16 protein-coding genes are annotated in these 21163 nt (G+C 71.1%); 9 read left to right on the top strand and 7 right to left on the bottom strand.

The genetic code is table 11. The annotated features are described in order from the left end of the window. The first annotated feature begins 128 nt into the window (after positions 1–128). Entirely contained in the window at positions 129–1298 is a 1170-nt protein-coding gene (locus tag JYA75_RS05405; protein WP_203330149.1) for a globin domain-containing protein, read from the top strand. 13 nt (positions 1299–1311) lie between these two features. Here JYA75_RS05405 and JYA75_RS05400 read toward each other — a convergent pair whose 3' ends face one another. From JYA75_RS05400 to JYA75_RS05380, 5 genes are all read right to left on the bottom strand, one after another. After that, positions 1312–1803: a TspO/MBR family protein gene (locus JYA75_RS05400; RefSeq protein ID WP_203329760.1), complete on the bottom strand. Its 492-nt coding sequence runs from the start codon at positions 1801–1803 to the stop codon at positions 1312–1314. 35 nt (positions 1804–1838) lie between these two features. Beyond that, on the bottom strand, positions 1839–2069 hold the full coding sequence (locus JYA75_RS05395) for a hypothetical protein (RefSeq protein WP_029546658.1): 231 nt from the start codon (positions 2067–2069) through the stop codon (positions 1839–1841). Between the two features lie 217 nt (positions 2070–2286). Then, positions 2287–4875, bottom strand: a complete 2589-nt coding sequence (locus JYA75_RS05390; RefSeq protein WP_203329759.1) for a cation-transporting P-type ATPase — start codon at positions 4873–4875, stop codon at positions 2287–2289. Between the two features lie 180 nt (positions 4876–5055). Continuing rightward, positions 5056–6357 (bottom strand): MFS transporter, encoded by a 1302-nt coding sequence (locus tag JYA75_RS05385; protein WP_029546660.1) that lies wholly within the window; start codon positions 6355–6357, stop codon positions 5056–5058. Positions 6358–6458: 101 nt separating this feature from the next. Continuing rightward, complete coding sequence (locus tag JYA75_RS05380; RefSeq protein WP_203329758.1) at positions 6459–8126, bottom strand: AMP-binding protein; 1668 nt, start codon at positions 8124–8126, stop codon at positions 6459–6461. Positions 8127–8413: 287 nt separating this feature from the next. Here JYA75_RS05380 and JYA75_RS05375 point away from each other — a divergent pair, with 287 nt between their 5' ends. Then, complete coding sequence (locus tag JYA75_RS05375; protein ID WP_203329757.1) at positions 8414–10732, top strand: FHA domain-containing protein; 2319 nt, start codon at positions 8414–8416, stop codon at positions 10730–10732. 16 nt (positions 10733–10748) lie between these two features. Here JYA75_RS05375 and JYA75_RS05370 read toward each other — a convergent pair whose 3' ends face one another. Then, positions 10749–11327: a hypothetical protein gene (locus JYA75_RS05370; RefSeq protein WP_050036131.1), complete on the bottom strand. Its 579-nt coding sequence runs from the start codon at positions 11325–11327 to the stop codon at positions 10749–10751. A 90-nt stretch (positions 11328–11417) separates the two neighbouring features. Here JYA75_RS05370 and JYA75_RS05365 point away from each other — a divergent pair, with 90 nt between their 5' ends. Further along, positions 11418–12467 carry a helix-turn-helix domain-containing protein gene (locus JYA75_RS05365; protein WP_037202103.1) on the top strand — a complete coding sequence of 350 codons (1050 nt, stop codon included), beginning with the start codon at positions 11418–11420 and terminating at the stop codon, positions 12465–12467. 7 nt (positions 12468–12474) lie between these two features. Here JYA75_RS05365 and JYA75_RS05360 read toward each other — a convergent pair whose 3' ends face one another. Then, positions 12475–14844, bottom strand: a complete 2370-nt coding sequence (locus JYA75_RS05360) for an FdhF/YdeP family oxidoreductase (protein ID WP_203329756.1) — start codon at positions 14842–14844, stop codon at positions 12475–12477. Positions 14845–15011: 167 nt separating this feature from the next. Here JYA75_RS05360 and JYA75_RS05355 point away from each other — a divergent pair, with 167 nt between their 5' ends. The 6 genes from JYA75_RS05355 (at position 15012) to JYA75_RS05330 (ending at position 20911) form a co-directional block, all read left to right on the top strand. Further along, positions 15012–16586 carry an FMN-binding glutamate synthase family protein gene (locus JYA75_RS05355; protein ID WP_102800091.1) on the top strand — a complete coding sequence of 525 codons (1575 nt, stop codon included), beginning with the start codon at positions 15012–15014 and terminating at the stop codon, positions 16584–16586. Between the two features lie 107 nt (positions 16587–16693). Beyond that, positions 16694–16864, top strand: coding sequence for a hypothetical protein (locus tag JYA75_RS05350; RefSeq protein WP_006943616.1), 171 nt, complete (start codon positions 16694–16696; stop codon positions 16862–16864). A gap of 313 nt (positions 16865–17177) precedes the next feature. Next, positions 17178–18209, top strand: coding sequence for a sulfate ABC transporter substrate-binding protein (locus tag JYA75_RS05345; protein ID WP_006943619.1), 1032 nt, complete (start codon positions 17178–17180; stop codon positions 18207–18209). Positions 18210–18246: 37 nt separating this feature from the next. Beyond that, entirely contained in the window at positions 18247–19098 is an 852-nt protein-coding gene (gene cysT / locus JYA75_RS05340) for a sulfate ABC transporter permease subunit CysT (protein WP_082120333.1), read from the top strand. After that, the gene (cysW, locus tag JYA75_RS05335; protein WP_050036132.1) at positions 19095–19901 is read left to right on the top strand and encodes a sulfate ABC transporter permease subunit CysW; all 807 of its coding nucleotides are present in this window, start codon (positions 19095–19097) and stop codon (positions 19899–19901) included. The genes cysT and cysW overlap by 4 nt, the downstream gene beginning before the upstream one ends. Continuing rightward, entirely contained in the window at positions 19898–20911 is a 1014-nt protein-coding gene (locus tag JYA75_RS05330; protein ID WP_029546667.1) for a sulfate ABC transporter ATP-binding protein, read from the top strand. Before cysW ends, JYA75_RS05330 begins: the two co-directional genes overlap by 4 nt. Positions 20912–21163: the final 252 nt, after the last annotated feature.

The following is a 21163-nucleotide window of genomic DNA, read 5'->3' as shown; positions in this document are numbered from 1 at the left end:
CGGCCGACCGTTCCGGGCACAGGGCGATTCGCGACAAGCAGTATTCCGCCCTAGAGTCGCTCCCCGGTGCGACGCGTCCGGCATGCGCCGCGCCGCACACGGACAGGATCGCGGAGGTGGCGGACATTGTGGACCCGAGACTGTGTGCGCTGATCCGCAGTAACGTCGAGGCCGTGTCCGCCCGCCCGGACGGCCTGCAAACCCTGTCGAAAGCGTTCTACGCCAACCTGTTCGCGCGTCATCCCGAGACCCGGCAGTACTTTCCCGCCGCCATGGGCGAGCAACGCGAACGCATCCTGCACGCCGTCGTCCACGTGGTGGACCGGCTGAGCCGACCCGAGACCGTCGTCCCGTTCCTCGAGCAGCTCGGCCGCGACCACCGCAAGTACGGCATCGAGCTGTGGCAGTACAAGGCGCTCACCGAGGCCCTGATCGATGCGGTGGCGCAGGCCGCCGGCGACGACTGGACCACCGAGCTCGACGACGCATGGCACCACGCGCTGCACCTCGTCGCCACCACGATGACCGAGGCCGCGGCCGCCGAAACCGGCCCCGCCGCCTGGGTGGGCACCGTCGTGGAGCACCGCAGACCGCTCGACGACGTCGCCGTCGTGCGCCTGGGGCTCGACCAGCCGATGGCGTACGAGCCGGGACAGTACGTGAGCGTGCAGGTTCCGGGGCGGCCGCGCATGTGGCGTTACCTGTCACCGGCGACGCCGCCGGACGCGGACGGCGCCGTGGAGTTCCATGTCCGTCGCGTCTCCGGCGGCTGGGTGAGCCCGTACATCGTGAGCCACGCCCGCGTCGGCGAGACGTGGGTGCTCGGCTCACCGATCGGCGCCCTGGGGGCGGAGACGATGCGGCCCGGCCCCGGTCGGCCGCGCCCGCTGCTGATGATCGCGTCGGGTACCGCGATCGCCCCCATGCGGGCCCAGCTCATGGCCCTCGCCCGGCGTCCCGCCACGCGGGCGGTCACCGTGTTCTACGCCGGGCGCTACCCGTGCGATCTCTACGACCTGCCGACCCTGTGGCACCTCGCCCGCACCAACCCGTGGCTGACGGTCGTGCCCGTGACCGAGTCGCCGACCGACCCGTGGTGGTTCACCGGCCCCACCGATCCGCCGGCCGGGCTGTCCCTCCTGGAGGGCCCGGTGAGCCGGTGCGTCGCCGAGGCCGGGGACTGGTCGGGGCACGACGTGCAGATCGCCGGGTCCCCCGCCATGATCCAGGCGACCAAGTTCCGGCTGCAGGCCACCGGCGTGCCCGCGGACCGCATCCGCCACGACCCGCTCTACTGACGACCGCGCTCGGTCAGGACCGGTTGAGCCGCGCGATCCGGCCGCTGAGGACCGTGGCGAACGCGCACCACACCGCGTACGGGCCGAGCGCGGCCCCCGCCGCCGGCTTCGCGAGGGCGGCGCGGCGCGGCAGGTCGGCGCTGCTCACCGCGAGCGCCCCGGCGACCACCGTCGCCGGCACGAGCCGATGCGCCTTGAAGAACACCCACGACCAGGACGCGTTGAGTGCCAGGTTCACCGCGAGGGCGGCCCGGTAGTAGGTGGCCTCGTCGACCCGCGCCTCCGATTCGAGCTCGTCGATGGCCACCGCGGAACTCACCGCGATGTCGCCGTACAGCGCCGTCCACACGACGGGGAAGACCGCACTCGGCGGCTGGAACGACGGCTTGCGCAGTCGCCGGTACCAGCGTGTGTCCACGTCCCGGGAGGCGATCGATCCCACCACCGCCGTCGCGGCGGTCGCCGCGGTCGTTCCGAGCAACGTGCGGCCGAACATGCTCGACATACCTGCTCTCCTTACTCCCGCCGTCGGCGAGGTCGTCACATCGCGAGGTCGTGGATCTGGGGGAAGGGCCGCTGCGGATGCGGCGGCGAGGGCTCGGGATCCGGCTCCGGCGGGAACGGCGGCTGCGGCTCCGGTGGGGTCGGCACCGGGTTCGGCTCCGGTGGGAACGGCGGCGGCGGCGTGGGCGTCGGCGGGATCGGCGGGGCAGGCTCGGGTGAGCCCGGCTCCGTGTCCGGGTCCGGTGCGGTCAGGCCGGGGACGATCATGGCGGGTCACTTCCGATCATCGGCGAGCGGTGTTCCGGGGATACCCGGTGCCGCGGCGGCGCAACCCCAGGTTCGGCACGTCAACGACGTCGACGGCCCGCACGTCTCCGTAGTGCTTGTGCAGAGCCCTAACTGTGACGACATCCATGCGGCTCCTCCCCTTCGGTCCCATCGTGCGCGTGCGGCGGGATGCCCGCACCCCGAACGCCCCGGGGGCTCACTGCCGGCGACGGCGCACCCGCTTGTACACGGAGTCGACCACGAGGACCGCGGGGATGCCCAGCAGCGCGACCCCCAGCGCCTCGAGCGGCGGAACCGCGTGCCCGAGAACGTCGGCGACCGGGCCGACGCCGAGGAAGACGACGAGGGCGACGAGTTCGGCGAGCACGGCCCACAGCAGCAGCCGGTTCGAGCCCCACCCGAGCTGCCACGGCGGCCGGGTCGCGCTGCGACAGGCGAACGCGGCGCCCACCTGACCGAGGACGACGGCGGTGAACGCGGCACCGGAGGCAGCGAGGAGTGCCGTCCCGGTGGGAAATTCGCCCCCGGGGCGCCAGCCCGCGACGAGCAGCGCCACGAGGAACGCGCTCATCTCGACGATCGCCTCGGTCGGCCCGAGCACACCGAACACCCGGACCAACAGGGTTCCGTCGACGAGGTGGCGGCGTTCCGGCGGGCGTTTCAGCGTGTCCCGGCTCGGGGGCTCGCCACCGAGGGCGAGCGCCGGCAGCAGATCGGTGCCGATGTCGATGCACAGGATCTGCAGCACCCCCAGGGCGAGCGGGAACTGCCCGCCCGACAGGCCCCACAGCGCGAAGGGCGTCAGTTCGGCCACGTTGGAGGTCAGGTGATAGCTGAGGAAGCGGCGGATGTTGGCGTAGGTGGCACGGCCCTGTTCCACCGCGGTGAGGATGGTCGCGAAGTCGTCGTCGAGCAGCACCAGATCGGCGGCCTCGCGCGCGACGTCCGTGCCGCCCTCACCCATCGCCACCCCGATGTCGGCCTGCCGCAGGGCCGGTCCGTCGTTGACGCCGTCACCGGTCATCGCCACCACGTGGCCGCGGTCCTGCAGGGCCTTGGCCACGCGCAGCTTCTGCTCGGGCGAGACGCGGCTGATCACGATGCCGTCCCGGTCGAGCAGGGCACCGAGCAGCTGATCGTCCTCGGGCAGGTCCTTGCCCTGCACCACCCGGCCCGCGGGCCCGAGCAGCCCGATCTCGCGGGCGATGGCGCGCGCGGTCTCGGGATGGTCGCCGGTGAGCATCGCGACCTTGATGCCGGCGCCGCGGGCGGCCCGCAACGCGGCCGGGACGGCGGTCCGCGGCGGATCCTCCATGCCGAGCAGGCCGAGGAGTTCGAGGTCGCGTTCGGCGAGGTCCGGGTCGGTCTCCGCGCCGGGATCGGTCAGGGTCCGGCGGGCGACGGCGAGCACCCGCAGGCCCCGCGACGCCATGTCCGCGAGCGCCTCCTCCGCCCGGTCGACGAGTTCGCCCGGGTCGGCGCAGCGCGGAAGCACCGCGTCCGGGGCGCCCTTGAGGAGCAGCTGCCCGCCCACGATCACCGATTCGCGGCGGCGCCGGGGGTCGAACACGAACCGGCGGGTGACCGGCCCCGGCTGTGCGCCGGGGCCGGCGAGACGGGCCGCGAACGCGGCGATCGCCGCCTCCATCGGGTCACCGACCGCCCGCCACTCGTCGTCGTCGTCGAGGGTGATCCCACCCTTCGAGGCGGCCGCACCGGCGAGACCGGCGGTCGCGGCCGCCGCCACCGCCGGCTCCGGGCCGGTCACCTCACCGGTGGGCGCATACCCCTCCCCGCGCACCGCCACGGTCCCGGCCGGGGTCCACGCCTCGACGACGTTCATCTGGTTCTGGGTGAGCGTGCCCGTCTTGTCGGTGCAGATGAACGTCGTCGAACCGAGGGTCTCGACGGCCTCGAGGTTGCGCACCAGCGCGTTGTCGCGGGCCATGCGCTGCGCCCCCATCGCCAGCGACAGCGTCACGGTGGGCAGCAGTCCCTCGGGCACGAGGGCGACGGTGATGCCCACCGCGAAGAGGAAGGCGTCCTGCCAAGAGATCCCCACCAGGAGAGACACGGCGAAGAACACCGCGCCGACGCCGACGGAACCGAAGGCGAGCGTCCGGACGATGCGCTGGATCTCCAGATCGAGCGGGCCGGGTGGACGTCGCACCGAGGTGGTCAGGGCCGCGATACCGGCGAGGCGGGTGTTCGCACCCGTCGCCGTGACGATCCCTTCGGATTCGCCCTCGGCGACGAATGTTCCGGCGAACACGGCCGCGCCGGCCGTGCGGAGCACCGGTTCGCTCTCCCCGGTGAGGGTGGATTCGTCGAAGGTGCAGCGGCCCGCGACCGCGAGGGTCAGATCGGCCGGGACCCGGTCGCCGCCGGTGAGCACGACGACGTCGCCGACCACCAGGTCACGGGCGTCGACGGTGCGCAGCGCCCCGTCGCGCCGCACGACGATGGTGGTGGGCAGCAGCTCCCCCAGGCGTTCGGCGGCCTTCTCGGCGCGCTCCTGCTGCACGAAGGCGAAGATGCCGTTGACGACGATCACCACGATCACGGCGATGCCCAGCTCCGGCATGCCCGCGACGAACGCGAGGGCCGAAGCGAACCACAACAGCAGCGCGAAGAAGTGCGTGAGCTGCGCGATCAGCCTGCGCCACCACGGCACCCGTCGCGCGGCCGGAAGCTGGTTCGGCCCGTCCCGGCGGAGCCGCGCGGCGGCCTCCCGGCCGGTGAGCCCGTCGCTGTCGAGCAGCTGCGCACCGGAATCTGCCTGCACACCGCCTCCTCGCCCACGGGATCGACGTGTCACCGCGACGAGGAGCGGGTACAGCACGCCGGGACCGGTCCCGCCGCTGCGGCAGCCCCAGCGTAACGGCATCCGGTCCGGGCCGCGGGACGTCGCGGGACACGGCTGCGCCCCGCCGTTCCGTGCCGGCGGGGCGCAGCCGATCGTCCGTCAGGCGTGTTCGAGGCGGATGCCCTTGGTCTCCTTCATGAAGACGCAGGCGATGCCGGTCAGCACGCACAGCACCATGATGTACACGCTGAACGCCCATCCGATGCCGCGGCCGATCAGGAGCTGATTCAGGTACGGGGCGGTTCCGCCGAACACCGCGACGGAGAACGAGTACGCGAAGCCGATCGCCTGGGTCCGCAGCCGGGTGGGGAAGCTCTCCGACAGCGTCGCCGACAGCACCGACGCGGGGACGGACACGACGAGCAGCGCGACGGTCGTCGCGACGAGCAGGGTCCATCCGGCCGAGGAGATCATCATCGTCAGCGGCAGCTGCAGCACGAGCATCAGTGCGGCGAACGCGAACAGCATCGGGCGGCGGCCGATCCGGTCGGACAGCATGCCCCAGAAGGGCAGGGAGACGAGCGCGATCGACTGGGCGATCACCGACATCCAGTAGGCGACGTCGGGGTCCATCCCCTGCTGGGTGATGGCGTAGGTGGCGACGTACGACGTCCAGGTGTAGTGGGCGGCGGTGATGCCGGAGGTCATGCCGATCATCAGCAGGATCGCGCGGACGACGGTCTTCCGCGGGATGCGCGGCTGCTCGTCCTGCTCCTGGTGGGCGTCGAACACGTCGCTCTCGTCCATGCTGCGACGCAGGTACAGGGCGACCAGGGCCAGGCAGGCGCCGATGAGGAACGGGATGCGCCAGCCCCATTCGGCGACGGCGGTTTCGGAGAGCGACGAGGTGACGGCGCCACCGATGCTGTAGGCGAGGACCGAGCCACCGAAGATCGCGATGAAGGCGACGCTGCCCCACATCCCGCGACGGTGCGGCGGGGCGATCTCACCGACGTACGAGTAGGCGGTGGCCGATTCGCCGCCGTGGGCGAAGCCCTGCATGATCCGCGCGGCGAGCAGGATCAGCGACGCCCACGCCCCGATGGACTCGTAGGTGGGCATGATGCCGATGACGAGGCTGCCCGTCGCCATCATGAGCATCGTGGTGACGAGGACGAACTTGCGGCCCCGCCGGTCGGCGATGCGGCCGAACACGATGCCGCCGAGGGGGCGCATGAGGAAGCCGACAGCGAAGACCGCGAGCGTGGACAGCAGCGCGGAGATCGGATCGGAGTTGTTGAACATCACCGCGGCGATGAACGGTGCGAAGACCGCGTAGGCGCTCCACTCGTACCACTCGAGCACGTTGCCGACCGCGCTGGCGAACAGCGATTTCTTCTTCGATGCCAGGGTGGGCGCGGTGTCGACCGCACCCCGGGTGTTCCGGACGTCGGTGTTCACGTCGTATCTCTTTTCGTTCGCGGGAGCGGTGGCCGAATGTCACATGGGTTCGATGTGACCGAACCCGTGTGACATTCGGTCACGCCGGAGGGGACGGACCGTCAGGCGGTCGGGGTGGGGATCGCGCGGTCGCGCAGGTCGCTGCGCCGGATCTTGCCGGTCTGGGTCTTGGGGAGGTTCTCGACGATGTGGACCCGGCGGGGCCGCTTGTAGGCGGCGAGGCGGTCGCGGACGAAGTCCACGAGCTCGCGCTCGGTGGTGTGGGCGTCGCGTTCGAGCGACACGTACGCCACCACGGATTCGCCCTGGTAGTCGTCGGGCTGGCCGACGACGGCGGCCTCGTGGACGGCGGGATGCTCGTACAGGGCGTCCTCGACCTCGCGGGGCCACACCTTGTATCCGGAGACGTTGATCTGGTCCTTCAGGCGGTCCACCAGGTAGACCCAGCCGTGCCGGTCGATGATCGCACCGTCGCCGGTGCGCAGCCGCCCGTCCGGCAGGGTGGCGGCGGACGCCTCGGGGTTGCGCCAGTACCCGGAGATCACCTGCGGGCCGGACAGTTCCAGTTCACCCTGCTTGCCGGGTTCGACGTCGGCGCCGTCCGCATCGACGACACGCGCGTCGAGCAGGGGCAGCGGGACGCCGATCGCGAGGGTGCCGCTGGCGGGGTCGACGGGTGCCCGCCGCCCGGGCGGTACCGCGATCACGCCGGAGGAGGTCTCGGTCATGCCGTAGGCGTTGTGGATGTACTTGCCGAACTTCGCTTCGAACTTCTCCACGGTCGCGGGCGGGATCGGCGCGCCGCCGGAGTAGAGGGTCTTGATCGAGGCGAAGTGGCGGGCCTCGGCGCCGGGGGTTTCGTACAGGGCGTTGAACACCGTGATCGAGCCGATCGTGAACGTGACCCCGTGCTCGACGAGGGCCTCGAGCGCGACCTCGGCGTTGAAGCGGTTCGCGAAGACCAGGGCGGTGTCGTGCACCAGCGCCAGCGTGGCGTTGATGACGGCGCCGGTGATGTGGAACAGCGGGGCGACGGCGAACACCGCGTCGCCGGCGGCCAGGCCGACGAAGGAACCGAAGGTGGTGGCCACGGCCAGCACGTTGGCGTGTGTGTTCATCGCACCCTTCGGCGGACCGGTGGTGCCCGAGGTGTAGGCGAGCAACGCGACGTCGTCGCCGGTGATCTCGACGTGGGGCGGCCGCCGGCCCCGGTGTTGTTCGATCAGCTCGACGAGGTCACCGTCGGGCGCGGCCACGGCGCGGTCCGTCGACGGGAAGACCCGGGCGTCGTCGCGGGTCTGGAAGTCCAGGTCGCTGGTGCTGAGGATCCACCGCACGGAGCTGTCGCGGACGGTGTCCGCGGTCTCCGCGACGGCGGTGTCGGCGCACACGATGCCGACGATCTCGGCGTCGTCGACGAGGCGGCGCAGTTCGGCCCGCCGGTACATGGGGTTGAGCACGAGCGCCGCGGCCCCGAGCTTCCACAACGCGAGCAGGGTCAGCGCGTACTGGGGGATGTTCTGCAGGTAGATGCCCACCCGGTCGCCGCGCTGCACCCCACGGGCGGCGAGGGCGACGGCGAGGGCGTCGGAGAGCTCGTCGGTCTCGCGGGCGGTCAGCACACCGTCGAAGTAGGCGATGGCCTTGCCGTCCGGGTTGGCATCCACGCGGGCGCGCCACGCGTCCACCAGGGAGACGAACGGCACCGCCGGCTCGGGATCGAGCCCGTTCGGGTAGAGCGCGGTCCAGGGGCGCTTCTCGGACGTCACGACGCAGTTCCTTCCACTCGACTGCGGAACCTTCCCCGCCACGACCGATCGCTCGGTCGGTAAGCGGTCTGTTAGTAGTGTCCTGGGCCACACAAGCGCCTGTCAAATCGGGCACACCACACTCGCGCCGTCCTCGTCGACGGCCTGGCCTGGGCATTCCCGGAGTGGGAGAATCGGAGATCGACCGGCTCCCGGCGCACGATGCGACGAGCGGTCGGAAATCGTCGGTGGGCGGTCGAGGACCGCACGTCGGTGCGAGCGGACACGTCTGACGGAAGGCCGAGACGATGGACGACCTGGAGACCCGGCACGCGCAGGTCCTGCTCGAATGGGACGACGGACGCGCCGGCTACGGCCCCGGCGCGACGGTGCGCATCGGCCGCGACCGATCGATGGACGTCACCCTCGACCACCCGGTGGTCTCCCGCGAACACGCGTTCCTGCACTGGGACGACGGGTGGTATCTCGTCGACTCCGGCAGCAAGAACGGGCTTTTCGTCGACGGCCGCCGGGTGGAGCGGGTCCGGGTCACCGGGACCGTCGTCGCCAGGCTCGGCGACCGGGCCGAGGGACCCGACCTCCGGATCTCCGTCGCCGAACCCGAGGCGACCCGCGAACGCAGATGGGGCCTGCTCGACCAGCTGACCGCGGTCCGCGCCGGCGACACCCGCGGACCGCTGCGCCGGCCCCGCCCCGCGCCCCGGCCCGGCGACGTGTCGATCGGCCGCGCCGCCGACAACGCCGTCGTCGTCCCCGACGTCCTGGCCTCCCGGCAGCACGCGGCCCTGCGCACCGGACCGTCCGGTCTCGAGATCGAGGACCTCGGCAGCGTCAACGGCACCTTCGTCGCCGGCACCCGGATCACCCGCGCCGCCCTCACCGAGGGCGACGTCGTGACGATCGGCAACACCGACCTCGTCGTCCGGGACGGCACCCTCGTCCCCCGGGAGAAGGTGGTGGCTCCCGCGACCGGTGGCCTGCGGGTCCGCGCCGTCGGGCTGACCATCGACGGGAATCGTCGACTGCTCCACGACGTCACCCTGGCCGCGCCGCCCGGCACGCTCACCGCCGTCATCGGCCCCTCCGGCGCCGGCAAATCCACCGTGGCCAAGATCGTGTCCGGCACCGGCAACCCCACCGACGGGGTCGTGGAGTTCGACGGCCACAGCGTGCACGCCGAATACCAGGCCCTGCGCTCCCGGATCGGTCTCGTCCCCCAGGACGACGTGCTCCACCGGCAACTCACCGTCCGCGAGGCCCTCGGCTACGCCGCCGAACTGCGGCTGCCGCCGGACACCACCCGCGCCGACCGCGACGAGGTGATCGCCCGGGTGCTCGCCGAGCTACAGCTCACCGAGCACGCCGGCACCCGCGTCGACCGCCTCTCCGGGGGCCAGCGCAAGCGCGCGTCGGTCGCCCTCGAACTGCTCACCGGGCCGTCGCTGCTGATCCTCGACGAACCCACCTCCGGCCTCGACCCGGCGCTCGACCGGCAGATCATGACCACGCTGCGCCGCCTCGCCGACTCCGGCCGGGTCGTCCTCGTCATCACGCACTCGCTGTCCTACCTCGAACTGTGCGACCAGGTGCTGCTGCTCGCCCCCGGCGGCAAGACCGCCTACGTCGGGCCGCCCGGCGAGGTCGGCACCGCCCTCGGCAGCACCGACTGGGCGGAGATCTTCGCCCGCGTCGCGGCCGAACCCGACGCGGTGCACGCCGAGCACCTCGCCCGCAGCGCGGCCGTCGACCATCCCCCCGCCGCCGCCCCCGGGCCGCTGGGCCGCCCCGCCCATACCTCCCGCCGCCGACAGCTGAGCACCGTCGCCCGGCGGCAGATGCGGCTGATCCGTGCCGACCGCGGCTACCTCGTCTTCCTGTCGCTGCTGCCGTTCATCCTCGGCGGGCTGTCGATCCTGGTGCCCGGCAGCGACGGATTCGGCCCACCGAGCCCCGGGGCGGAGCCCGGCGAGCTGGCGTTCATCCTCATCCTGCTGATCCTCGGCGCCTGCTTCATGGGCTCGTCGCTCACCGTCCGGGACCTCGTCGGTGAACGGATGATCTACCACCGCGAACGCGCCGCCGGGCTCGCGCCCTCGGCGTACCTGATCGCGAAGATCGTGGTGTTCTGCGCCGCCGCGATCGTGCAGTCGCTCGTGCTGGTCCTCGTCGTCCTCGTCGGCAAGGGCACCCCCGGGCCCGGCAGCGTGATCCCCTCCGGCAGCGTCGAACTCGTCGTCGACATCGCGCTGACCACGTGCGCCTGCGTGGTGGTCGGCCTGGCCCTGTCGGCCGTCGCCCGGTCCGGCGAACAGGTGATGCCGCTGCTCGTCGTGACGGTCATGGTGCAACTCGTGCTCAGCGGCGGCCTGATTCCGATCACCGGGCGCGCCGTGCTCGCCCAGCTGTCGTGGCTGTCGCCGTCGCGCTGGGGCTATGCCGCGACCGCCTCGACCGTCGACCTGCGTGCCAAGGACCCGACCGCCGAGGCCGACGTGCTGTGGCAGCACGCCCCGTCGTGGTGGCTGCTCTCCACCGGGATGCTGCTCCTCCTCGGCATCGTCTACGCCACGTTCACCTACACCCGGTTGCGGCTGCGCGCCCGGTGAGCGCGATGCCGATGTCTCACACGAGGACGAGCGCGACGGCGACCGCGATGTCGAGGACGGCGCAGAACTCGGCGAAGGAACGGTCCACGGTGACGCGGAGCCGATGGTGGACGAGATCCCACACGCCGTGCAGGAACCATCCGGCCGCGACGATGTACCGGGCTACGTCCGGATCGACGGCGAGCGCGACCAGGCCGAGCGCCCCGAAGGCGACCATGCCGGCCGCCTGGACGAGGAAACGGCGGTCGCGCAGCCGGCCGCGCACCGCGCCCACGACGACCACGACCGCCGCCGCGGCGCCGATCAGCACCGTCGACGGCACGACGTCCAGCGCCCGCACCACGAACCACGCCGTGTAGGAGGCCGGGAACACCACCCACACCGCACGCGGGCGGTCGAGCACGGCCGTGACGAGATACAGGAACGGCAGCAGCATCATCATCTCGGTGAGGATCTCGACGCTCGCCTCGGCGGGCGTGCCGATCAGAGCGAACGCAAGAGCCGCCACCGTCGGCCAGCGCTGCGCCAGGAAGGCCGGCCCGGCCGAGCGGCGCGATGCGGGGCGGGCCGTGCTCACGGCCGTCGTGGTGTCCATGAGGTCTCCCGGGGGCAGTGGTGGGGGATGCCTCCACGATCGGCGGCCGGGGCCGGCCGGGCGAGACCCGGGCGCCGGACAGGTCCGGAAATTTGGGATCCCTGTCCGCCGGACACGTCGCGTCCGGGCCCGGCTCCGGTTACGGTCGACGGTGTGGACGAACGACTCGTGGTGGTCGTCGGCTACGACCGGGCGGAGCTGCTCGACATCGCCTGCGTGACGACCACGTTCGCGGCGGCGAACCGGTTCGGCGCGGTCCCGGCGTACCGGGTCGAGCTGGCCACCCCCGGCGGGGCCGCGATCACCTGCGACACCGGGCTCGTGCTGGCCGGACAGCGACGGCTCGAGCGGCTCGTCGGAACGCTCGACACCCTCGTGGTCTCCGGTGGCTTCGGGCACATCGACATGGCCGACGACGCCCGGTTCGTCGGCCACGTGCGCCGCCTGGCGCGGGACAGCCGCCGGGTGGCGTCCGTGTGCACGGGCGCCTCCGTCCTCGCGGCCGCCGGTCTGCTCGACGGCCGTCGCGCCACCACTCACTGGGCGTTCGCCGATCGGCTCGCCGCGCGGTATCCGCAGGTGCAGGTGGATCCGTTGCCGATCTTCGTGCGCGACGGGCACGTCGCCACCGCCGCCGGCGTGACCAGCGCCCTGGACCTCGCCCTCGCGTTCGTCGAGGAGGACCACGGCCCCGACATGGCCCGCCGGGTCTCCCGGGCCCTCGTCACCTACCTGCAGCGGCCGGGCAACCAGGCGCAGATGAGCATGTTCACCACGGCCCCCGAACCGAAGGACCGCGGGATGCGGCGCCTCGTCGACCACATCACCACCCACCTCGACGGCGATCTGTCGGCCGCCGCGCTCGCCGCGCGCGCCGGGATGAGCGAACGGCACCTCACCCGGATGTTCCTGCACCACCTGCACGACACACCCGCCCGCTACGTCCGCCGGGTTCGGCTCGAGTCCGCCGCCGTCCTGCTCACCACCACGTCGCTGCCGGTCACGGCGGTCGCGGCGCGCTGCGGCTTCGGCACGGCCGAGACGCTGCGGCAGGCGTTCACCCGTCGCTACGGGGCGTCACCGGCGGCGTTCCGCGCCGGTCACTCGCGTACCGCGGCCCGGCACACCGGGGCCGGCTGAGCGGGTCTCAGGACAGGTACTCGGGGTCCGGGCAGGTCTTGTGCGACCAGTCCGACCCGAGGCGGCCCTGGTGCGAGTCCTCCGGGCACTCGCCGCTGCGCTCGCCCGCGCGCGCCAAGGACACCACGACGGATTTCGAGGTAGGGCAATTGCTCTGGCGTGCAGTCGAATCCAGCGGTACCAGCTCGTTGGTCTCGGGATAGTAGGCGGCCGCCGAGCCGCGCGGCGTGTCGTACTCGACGATCCGGAACGACCGCGCGCACCGGACCCGCTCGTCGCCGTCCCACCGGGTGAACAGGTCGACCAGGTCGCCGTCGTCGAAGCCGAGGGCGGCGATGTCGTCGCGGTGCAGGAAGATCACCCGCCGCCCGCCCTCGATGCCGCGGTACCGGTCGCTCAGCCCGTAGACGGTGGTGTTGAACTGGTCGTGGCTCCGCAGGGTCTGCAGGATCACGTGCCCCGGGGGCACCTGCAGCACGTCGATCGGGGAGACCGCGAACTCGGCCCGCCCGGAGGCGGTGTGGAAGGAGCGCGAATCGCGCGGCGGATGCGGCAGGACGAAGCCGCCCGGCCGCCGCACGTTCACGTCGTAGCTCTCGCACCCGGGCACCACCCGCGAGATCAGGCCGCGGACGACGCCGTAGTCGTCGCGCATCGCCTTCCAGCCGAGGCCGTACCGGTCCCCCAGCGTGGCCTCGGCGATCCGGGAGACGATCTCGACCTCGGACTTCAGGTGCGCGCTCGCCGGCGGCAACGGTCCGCGGGACGCGTGGACCGAGCACGTGGAGTCCTCGACCGTCACGAACTGCGGGCCCGACGCCTGCACGTCCTGCTCGGTGCGGCCCTTGGCCGGCAGGATCAGCGCCGTCTCGCCGCACACGAGATGCGACCGGTTGATCTTGGTGGAGACCTGCACCGTCATCCGGGCCCTGCGCATCGCCGCCGCGGTGACGTGGGTGTCCGGCGCGGCCTGCACGAAGTTGCCCCCGAGCCCCATGAAGAAGCGGGCCCGGCCGTCGCGCAGGGCCCGGATGGAGTCGACGGTGTCGAAGCCGTTCTCGCGCGGCGGATCGAAGCCGAACTCCCGTTGCAGCGCATCGAGGAAGTGGGCCGGCGGCCGCTCCCAGATACCCATGGTGCGGTCGCCCTGCACGTTCGAATGCCCGCGCACGGGGAACAGACCCGCGCCCCGCTTGCCGATGTTGCCCTGCGCGAGGGCCAGGTTGGTGACCTCCTTGATGGTGGCCACCGCGTTGCGGTGCTGGGTCAGGCCCATCGCCCAGCAGAACACCGTCGCGCGCGAGTCGCGCAGCAGCGTCGCCGCCTCGGTGATCTGCTCCCGCGACAGCCCCGTGGCGGTGGTGACGACGTCCCAGTCGACGCCGGCGACGTGGTGGCGCCACTGCTCGAAACCGTGGGTGTGCCGTTCGATGAACTCGTGGTCGAGCGCGTCCCATTCCACGAGCAGCGAACCGAACGCCTGCAGCAGCGCGAGGTCGCCGTTCAGCGCGATCGGCAGGTGCAGGTCCGACAGGTCGGTGCCGCGGCCGACGACCCCGCGTGGGGTCTGCGGATTGCGGAAGTTGACCAGGCCCGCCTCGCGCAGCGGGTTGATCGACAGGATCGTGGCGCCGTTGCGTTTCGCCTTCTCGAGGGCGGTCAGCATGCGCGGATGGTTCGTCCCCGGATTCTGGCCCTGCAGGACGATGAGCTCCGCGTGGTACACGTCGTCGAGCGTGACGCTCGCCTTGCCGATGCCGATCGACTCCTGCAGCGCGATGCTGGTGGACTCGTGGCACATGTTGGAGCAGTCGGGCAGGTTGTTCGTGCCGAAGGCCCGGGCGAACAGCTGGTAGGCGAATGCCACCTCGTTCGAGGCACGCCCGGAGGTGTAGAAGATCGCCTCGTCGGGGCTGTCGAGCGCCTCGAGTTCCGCACCGATCAGGGCGAACGCCTCGTCCCAGTCGATCGGCTCGTAGTGGGTGGCGCCGGGCCGCTTGATCATCGGATGCGTGATGCGGCCCTGCCGGCCGAGCCAGTGCTCGCTGTGCGAATCCAGGTCGGCGATGCTGTGTGCGGCGAAGAACTCGGGAGTGGCACGGCGCCGGGTCGCCTCCTCCGCCACCGCCTTCGCACCGTTCTCGCAGAACTCGGCGACCGATCGATGTCCCGGGTCCGGATCGGGCCACGCACAGCTCATGCAGTCGAAGCCCTCGGCCTGGTTCAGCCGCAACAGCGTCTGCGCCGTCCGGATCGGTCCCATCCGTTCGAGGGACCGCTTCAGCGACACCGCCACCGCGGTCGGGCCCGCGGCGTGATCCTCGGCGTCGTCGACCTCGAGGTCGCGCTCGTCGTAGTCCCGATCGTGTCTGCGCATCGCCGGCCCCTCGTCGTCCACACCGTGTCCGCGGTCGTCCACACCGTGTCCGCGCGCCCGGGTGCCCCGCGCACGCGTGTCGGTGCACTGCCTACCCGCCCGGCCCGCTCCCGAAACCGCGTTCACGAAGGTCGGCGGGCATCGCGGCAGCGTCGTACGGTGGCCCCATGAAGTGGTCGAAAGCCCTCGGAATCCCCGCCGCGGCGATGGCCGCGGTCGCCTCGTACGACCTGCTGCAGCGACGCCACGCGCTGCTACGCAACTTCCCCGTCGTCGGGCACGGCCGCTACCTGCTCGAAGCGGTCGGTCCCGAGTTGCGGCAGTACATCACCACCGGCAACGACGAGGAGCGCCCCTTCACCCGCGATCAGCGTCGCTGGGTGTACGCGTCGTCGAAACTCGTGAACAACACCTTCGGTTTCGGCACCGACAACGACGTCGAATACACCGACGGTTACACGATCATCAAGCACCGCACGTTCTCCGAGACCCCGCCGTCGGCGGCGCCGCACGCCGGGGAGGAGCTGCGGATCCCGTCGGCGAAGATCCTCGGCGGGGCGCGCGGGCGGGCGAAGGCGTTCCGGCCGCAGTCGATCGTCAACATCTCGGCGATGAGCTTCGGCTCGCTGAGCGGGGCCGCCGTCTCGGCGCTCAACCGCGGTGCCGCCGCCAGCGGGTGCCTGCACAACACCGGCGAGGGCGGGCTGTCGCGCTACCACCGCAACGGGGCAGACCTGATCTTCCAGATCGGCACCGCGTACTTCGGCTGCCGCGACGAGGAGGGCCGGTTCGACCTGGCCCGGCTGAAGGCCGTCGTCGAGTCGGCGCCGGTGCGGGCGATCGAGATCAAACTGAGCCAGGGTGCCAAGCCCGGCCTCGGCGGCCTGCTGCCCGGAGCCAAGGTGACCCCCGAGATCGCCGAGATCCGCGGCATCCCGGAGGGTCGCGACTGTGTCAGCCCGTCGCGGCACACCACGTTCCACGACGTCGACAGCATGCTCGACTGGATCGAGCTGATCGCCCACGAGACCGGGTTGCCGGTCGGCATCAAGTCGGCGGTCGGCGACATGGCGTTCTGGCAGAACCTCGTCGACGCGATGTGCAACTCCGACCGCGGCGTCGACTTCGTGACGATCGACGGCGGCGAGGGTGGCACGGGCGCCGCGCCGCTCGTGTTCACGGACGCGGTCTCGCTGCCCTTCCGCAGCGGCTTCGCCCGGGTCTACAAGCTGTTCACGGAGGCGGGCCTCAGCGACGACGTGACGTTCATCGGCGCCGGCAAGCTCGGACTGCCCGACAACGCGGTGGTGGCGATGGCCCTGGGCTGCGACATGGTCAACATCGCGCGGGAGCCGATGCTCGCGATCGGCTGCATCCAGGCCCAGAAGTGCCACACCGACCGGTGTCCGACGGGCGTCGCCACCCAGAACCCGTGGCTCGAGCGCGGCCTCGACGTCGAGCTGAAGTCGGTGCGCGCCGCCAACTACATCCGGGCGCTGCGCCGGGACATCTTCAAGCTGGCCGAGGCGTGCGGCGTCGCGCATCCCGGTCTGATCACCCCGACCGACGTCGAGGTGGCGGACGGCAACCGCCGCGCGATCACGCTCGCGGAAATGTACGGCTACCAGCCCGGCTGGGGCCTGCCCGGCGCGTCGGACCGGGAAGAGATCACGCGGCTGATGCTCGGGGTCGCCGCGGCCGAGGGGGGCGAGGGCTCGCCCGGCGCGCGCACAGTGCCGTGACGCGGGTCGGGTCGCTGTCCAGAATCCGGACAGTTCGGGGCGCCGATCCCGCGTCACGCTGGAGCACGACCACTCGCGACACCGCGGAACCCGCCGGGAGGCAGATCGTGATCGACAAGATGTACGCCACGGTTCTCACCGTCGGCGGTGTCGTGTTCGCCGGCTGCCTGCTCCTCGGCGAGGCGATGGACGCGATGGGCGGCGGGGGCGGCGGTCGCGTCACCGGACTGCGCGCGCTTCCGGGCGACACCGCCGAACAGGCCGAGTGCCTCTGCTAGAGTCTGCCGCGTGTCCGCTACCGCCGTGCCTCGCGTCCGCCATGAACTGGCGCTGATCGCTGTCGGCGTGCGCGCGGTCGCCGACGTCGACTGTCGTCGCTGACTCCCGTCACCAACCCTTGCGGCATCGTTGCCGCCCCCGGTTGCCGAGGAGTCGCGTCGCCCCGTCCGGCGTGACATTCGTCGGCCCGACTCGTTCGGGTCCACGTCTCCGCCACCTTCGTCCGTCCTGCGAAGCGTCTCCTCGAACCGGTGTGCCCGGGTCCTCCCCCGGTCTCGCACAGAGACACTCCTGCAGGAAAGGCATCACCTCATGAAGAGACGTTCGGGTCTGTTCGTCACCGCCCTCGCCGCCCTCGGCGCGACCGTGCTGACCGCGTGCTCCGGCGGATCCAGCGACACCGTGGGCGGAGGTGAGAGCAGCGGCGACGGCTCCGGCGGCACGATCAACCTGTACGCGTACGCCGTGCCGAAGCCCGGATTCGACAAGCTGATCCCCGCCTTCCAGGCCACCGAGGAGGGTGCGGACGTCGAGTTCCAGCAGTCCTACGGCGCCTCCGGCGATCAGTCCCGGAAGGTCAAGGACGGCGCCGAGGCGGACTTCGTCAACTTCTCCGTCGAGCCGGACATCACCCGTCTCGTCGACGCCGGGCTCGTCGAGGCCGATTGGAACTCCGGTCCGTACAACGGAATTCCCTTCGGTTCGGTGGTGACGATCGTGGTGCGCGAGGGCAACCCCAAGAACATCACCGACTGGGACGACCTGCTGCAGCCCGGCCTCGAGGTCGTCACGCCCAACCCGTTCAGTTCCGGCTCGGCCAAGTGGAACCTGCTCGCCCCCTACGCGGCGAAGAGCGACGGCGGCGCGAACCCGCAGGCGGGTCTGGACTACGTCACCACACTCGTGAACGAGCACGTCAAGATCCAGCCCAAGTCCGGTCGCGAGGCCACCGAGGCGTTCCTGCAGGGCTCCGGCGACGTGCTGCTCAGCTACGAGAACGAGGCGCTGTTCATCGAGCGCAACGGCGACCCTGTCGAGCACGTCACCCCGCCCACCACCTTCAAGATCGAGAATCCGGCTGCAGTGCTCACGAATTCGAAGAACGCCGAGAAGGCACGGGCGTTCGCGGACTTCCTCTACACCCCGCAGGCGCAGCGTCTGTGGGCGGAGGCGGGCTTCCGTCCCGTCGACCCCGCGGTGGCGGAGGAGTTCGCGGCCGACTTCCCGCAGCCGGCGAAGCTGTGGACGATCGCGGACCTGGGCGGCTGGAAGGCCGTCGACGAGCAGTTGTTCAAGGCCGAGACCGGCTCGATCGCCGTGATCTACGACAACGCCACGAAGTAGAGCCCGGACAGTGAGTATCACCGACAGCGCCACCGGGGTGGGATCGAGGCCGGCTCCCGCCCCGGCGGCGCGCCGCCGCACTCCGCTGCGTGCAGCCACCGGCACGGTCGGACCGCTCGGCATCGGAGTGGCCGTGCTGTGGCTGTCCGTCATCGTTCTGTTGCCGCTCGCGGCGCTGGCCACCGAGGCGTTCGCCGACGGTCCGAGTGGCTTCTGGAACGCCGTCACCGCCCCGGCCGCGCTGGCGACGCTGCGGATCACCGTGGTCGTCTCCGCAATCGTCGCGGTCGTCAACGTGGTCATGGGCACCCTCATCGCGTGGGTACTGGTGCGCGACGAGTTCCCGGGCAAGAAGTTCGTCAATGCCCTGATCGACCTGCCCTTCGCGCTGCCCACCATCGTGGCGAGCATTGTGCTGCTGGCGCTGTACGGGCCGGAGAGCCCGATCGGTATCCATCTCAACGCCTCCCAGCCGGGGCTCGTCGTCGCGCTGGCATTCGTGACGCTGCCGTTCGTGGTGCGTTCGGTGCAGCCGGTGCTCCTCGAAGCGGACCGAGAGGTGGAAGAGGCCGCGGCGTCCCTCGGCGCGAACAACCTGACCATCTTCCGGTCCGTGGTACTGCCCGTGCTGACCCCGGCTGTCGTCAGCGGTGCCGGGCTCGCGTTCGCCCGTGCCCTCGGCGAATACGGATCGATCGTGCTCATCGGCGGTAACATCCCGTACGAGACCCAGGTGGCGTCGCAGTACATCCAGCAGCAGATCGAGATCGACCGCCCGGTGAACGCTGCCGCGGTGTCCGTGGCACTGCTGCTCATCGCCTTCGTCGTGCTGTTCGTGCTGCGCCTGGCAGCCGGACGCAGCCTGCGCCGGGAGGAGGAGGACCGATGAAGGTCTCCCCGTGGACGCGAATCTCGCTGCGGACGATCGCACTCGCCTACCTGTTGGTCCTGTTGCTCGTTCCGATCGGGGTGATCCTCTACCGCACATTCGAGAACGGCGTGGGTGCGTTCCTCCAGTCGATCAGCACGCCCGCGGCGATCTCGGCGTTGAACCTGTCGCTGCTGATCGTCGCCATCGTGGTGCCCGTCAACGTCGTGTTCGGTGTCGTCGTCGCACTTGCGCTCGTGCGCGGCCGGTTCCGCGGCCGCGGGCTGCTGCAAGCCGTGGTGGACCTGCCGTTCGCCGTCTCGCCGATCGTCGTCGGTGTCGCCCTGATCATGCTGTGGGGTGCCGGCGGGTGGTTCGGAGGTGTCGAATCCCTCGGATTCAAGGTGATATTCGGGCTACCGGGCATGGTGATCGCCACGATCTTCGTCACCTTGCCGTTCGTCGTGCGCGAGGTCGAACCGGTGCTTCACGAGATCGGCCAGGAACAGGAGCAGGCCGCCGCGACACTCGGCGCGAACGGCTGGCAGACGTTCCGGCGCATCACCCTCCCCTCGATCCGGTGGGGCCTGACGTACGGCGTGGTCCTCACCGTCGCCCGCGCGCTCGGCGAGTTCGGGGCTGTCATCATGGTCTCGTCCGGCTTCCCCGGCGTGTCCCAGACCCTGACGTTGCTGGTGCACTCCCGCTACATCGACGACCACAACACCTTCGGCGCCTACTGCGCCGCGACCCTGCTCATGGCCATCGCCGTGATCGTGCTGCTGCTGATGACCCTGCTCGACCGCAAGAGGAGTACCAGATGATCACCGTCACGGGCGCACGAAAGAACTACGGCGACTTCGCGGCCCTCGACGACGTCGACATCGAGATCCCGTCCGGGTCGCTCACCGCGCTGCTCGGACCCTCGGGGTCCGGTAAGTCGACGCTGCTGCGGTCCATCGCCGGACTGGAAACCCTCGATGACGGCATCGTGCGCATCGGCGGCGACGACGTGACCGGCGTGACCCCGCAGAAGCGGGACATCGGTTTCGTCTTCCAGCACTACGCGGCGTTCAAGCACATGACCGTCCGCGAGAACGTCGCGTTCGGATTGAAGATCCGCAAGCGGCCCAAGACCGAAATCGGCCGCCGCGTCGACGAACTGCTCGGCATCGTCGGGCTCGACGGGTTCCAGCAACGCTATCCGGCACAGCTGTCCGGCGGCCAGCGCCAGCGCATGGCCCTGGCCCGCGCCCTCGCCGTCGATCCCAAGGTGCTGCTGCTCGACGAACCGTTCGGCGCGCTCGACGCCAAGGTGCGCGCCGACCTGCGCACGTGGCTGCGCCGCTTGCACGACGAGGTGCACGTGACCACCGTGCTGGTCACCCATGATCAGGAGGAGGCGCTCGACGTCGCCGACCGGATCGCCGTGATGAACCGGGGCCGCATCGAGCAGGTCGGAACCCCGCGGGACCTGTACGACCGGCCCGCGAACGACTTCGTGATGTCGTTCCTGGGCAATGTCTCCAGGCTCAACGGAAAGTTGGTGCGGCCGCACGACATCCGTCTCGGTCGCGAACCCGATCTCGCCCGCGCCCAGGACGCGGGCACCGCCGGGTCCGTGGGTGTCACCCGCGCGACGGTGGAGCGGGTCGTGCACCTCGGGTTCGAGGTCCGCGTCGAGCTGCGCAACGCCGCGACCGGTGAGGACTTCACCGCGCAGGTCACCCGCGGCGACGCACGCGCTCTCGGTCTCGCGCCCGGCGAGACCGTCTATGCGCGCGCGACCGAGGAACCGGCGCTGCCGGAGACGACGCGGGTGCCGATCGGCTAGAGCCACGCCCGCCCACCGGCGCCTCACTCGGCCGAATGTCACACAGGTTCAGTTGGATCGAACCCGTGTGACATTCGGCCATTCAGGCGTGCGGTATCACCCCGCGGACTGCTCGGGTCCTGCGGCGGGTTCGAATCACCCGGATCGGAATCCGTGACGAGCAGGACCCCGCCGGGCGACAGTGATCTCCACGCGCCCCGCCCGCTCGGTGTGCACGCCGATCACTCACCCGAGATCCGTGAAAGGTACTAC

Source organism: Rhodococcus sp. PSBB066 (assembly GCF_017068255.1).
GTDB lineage: Bacteria > Actinomycetota > Actinomycetes > Mycobacteriales > Mycobacteriaceae > Rhodococcus > Rhodococcus aetherivorans.
The sequence above is the reverse complement of the archived record's forward strand: the minus strand, read 5'-3'. Positions and strand labels throughout refer to the sequence as shown.

Coding starts and splice junctions, on each gene's coding strand:
- JYA75_RS05400 (WP_203329760.1), bottom strand. CDS start 1,803: ATGTCGAGCATGTTCGGCCGCACGTTGCTCGGAACGACCGCGGCGACC.
- JYA75_RS05395 (WP_029546658.1), bottom strand. CDS start 2,069: ATGATCGTCCCCGGCCTGACCGCACCGGACCCGGACACGGAGCCGGGC.
- JYA75_RS05375 (WP_203329757.1), top strand. CDS start 8,414: ATGGACGACCTGGAGACCCGGCACGCGCAGGTCCTGCTCGAATGGGAC.
- JYA75_RS05370 (WP_050036131.1), bottom strand. CDS start 11,327: ATGGACACCACGACGGCCGTGAGCACGGCCCGCCCCGCATCGCGCCGC.
- JYA75_RS05360 (WP_203329756.1), bottom strand. CDS start 14,844: ATGCGCAGACACGATCGGGACTACGACGAGCGCGACCTCGAGGTCGAC.
- JYA75_RS05355 (WP_102800091.1), top strand. CDS start 15,012: ATGAAGTGGTCGAAAGCCCTCGGAATCCCCGCCGCGGCGATGGCCGCG.
- JYA75_RS05345 (WP_006943619.1), top strand. CDS start 17,178: ATGAAGAGACGTTCGGGTCTGTTCGTCACCGCCCTCGCCGCCCTCGGC.
- cysW (WP_050036132.1), top strand. CDS start 19,095: ATGAAGGTCTCCCCGTGGACGCGAATCTCGCTGCGGACGATCGCACTC.
- JYA75_RS05330 (WP_029546667.1), top strand. CDS start 19,898: ATGATCACCGTCACGGGCGCACGAAAGAACTACGGCGACTTCGCGGCC.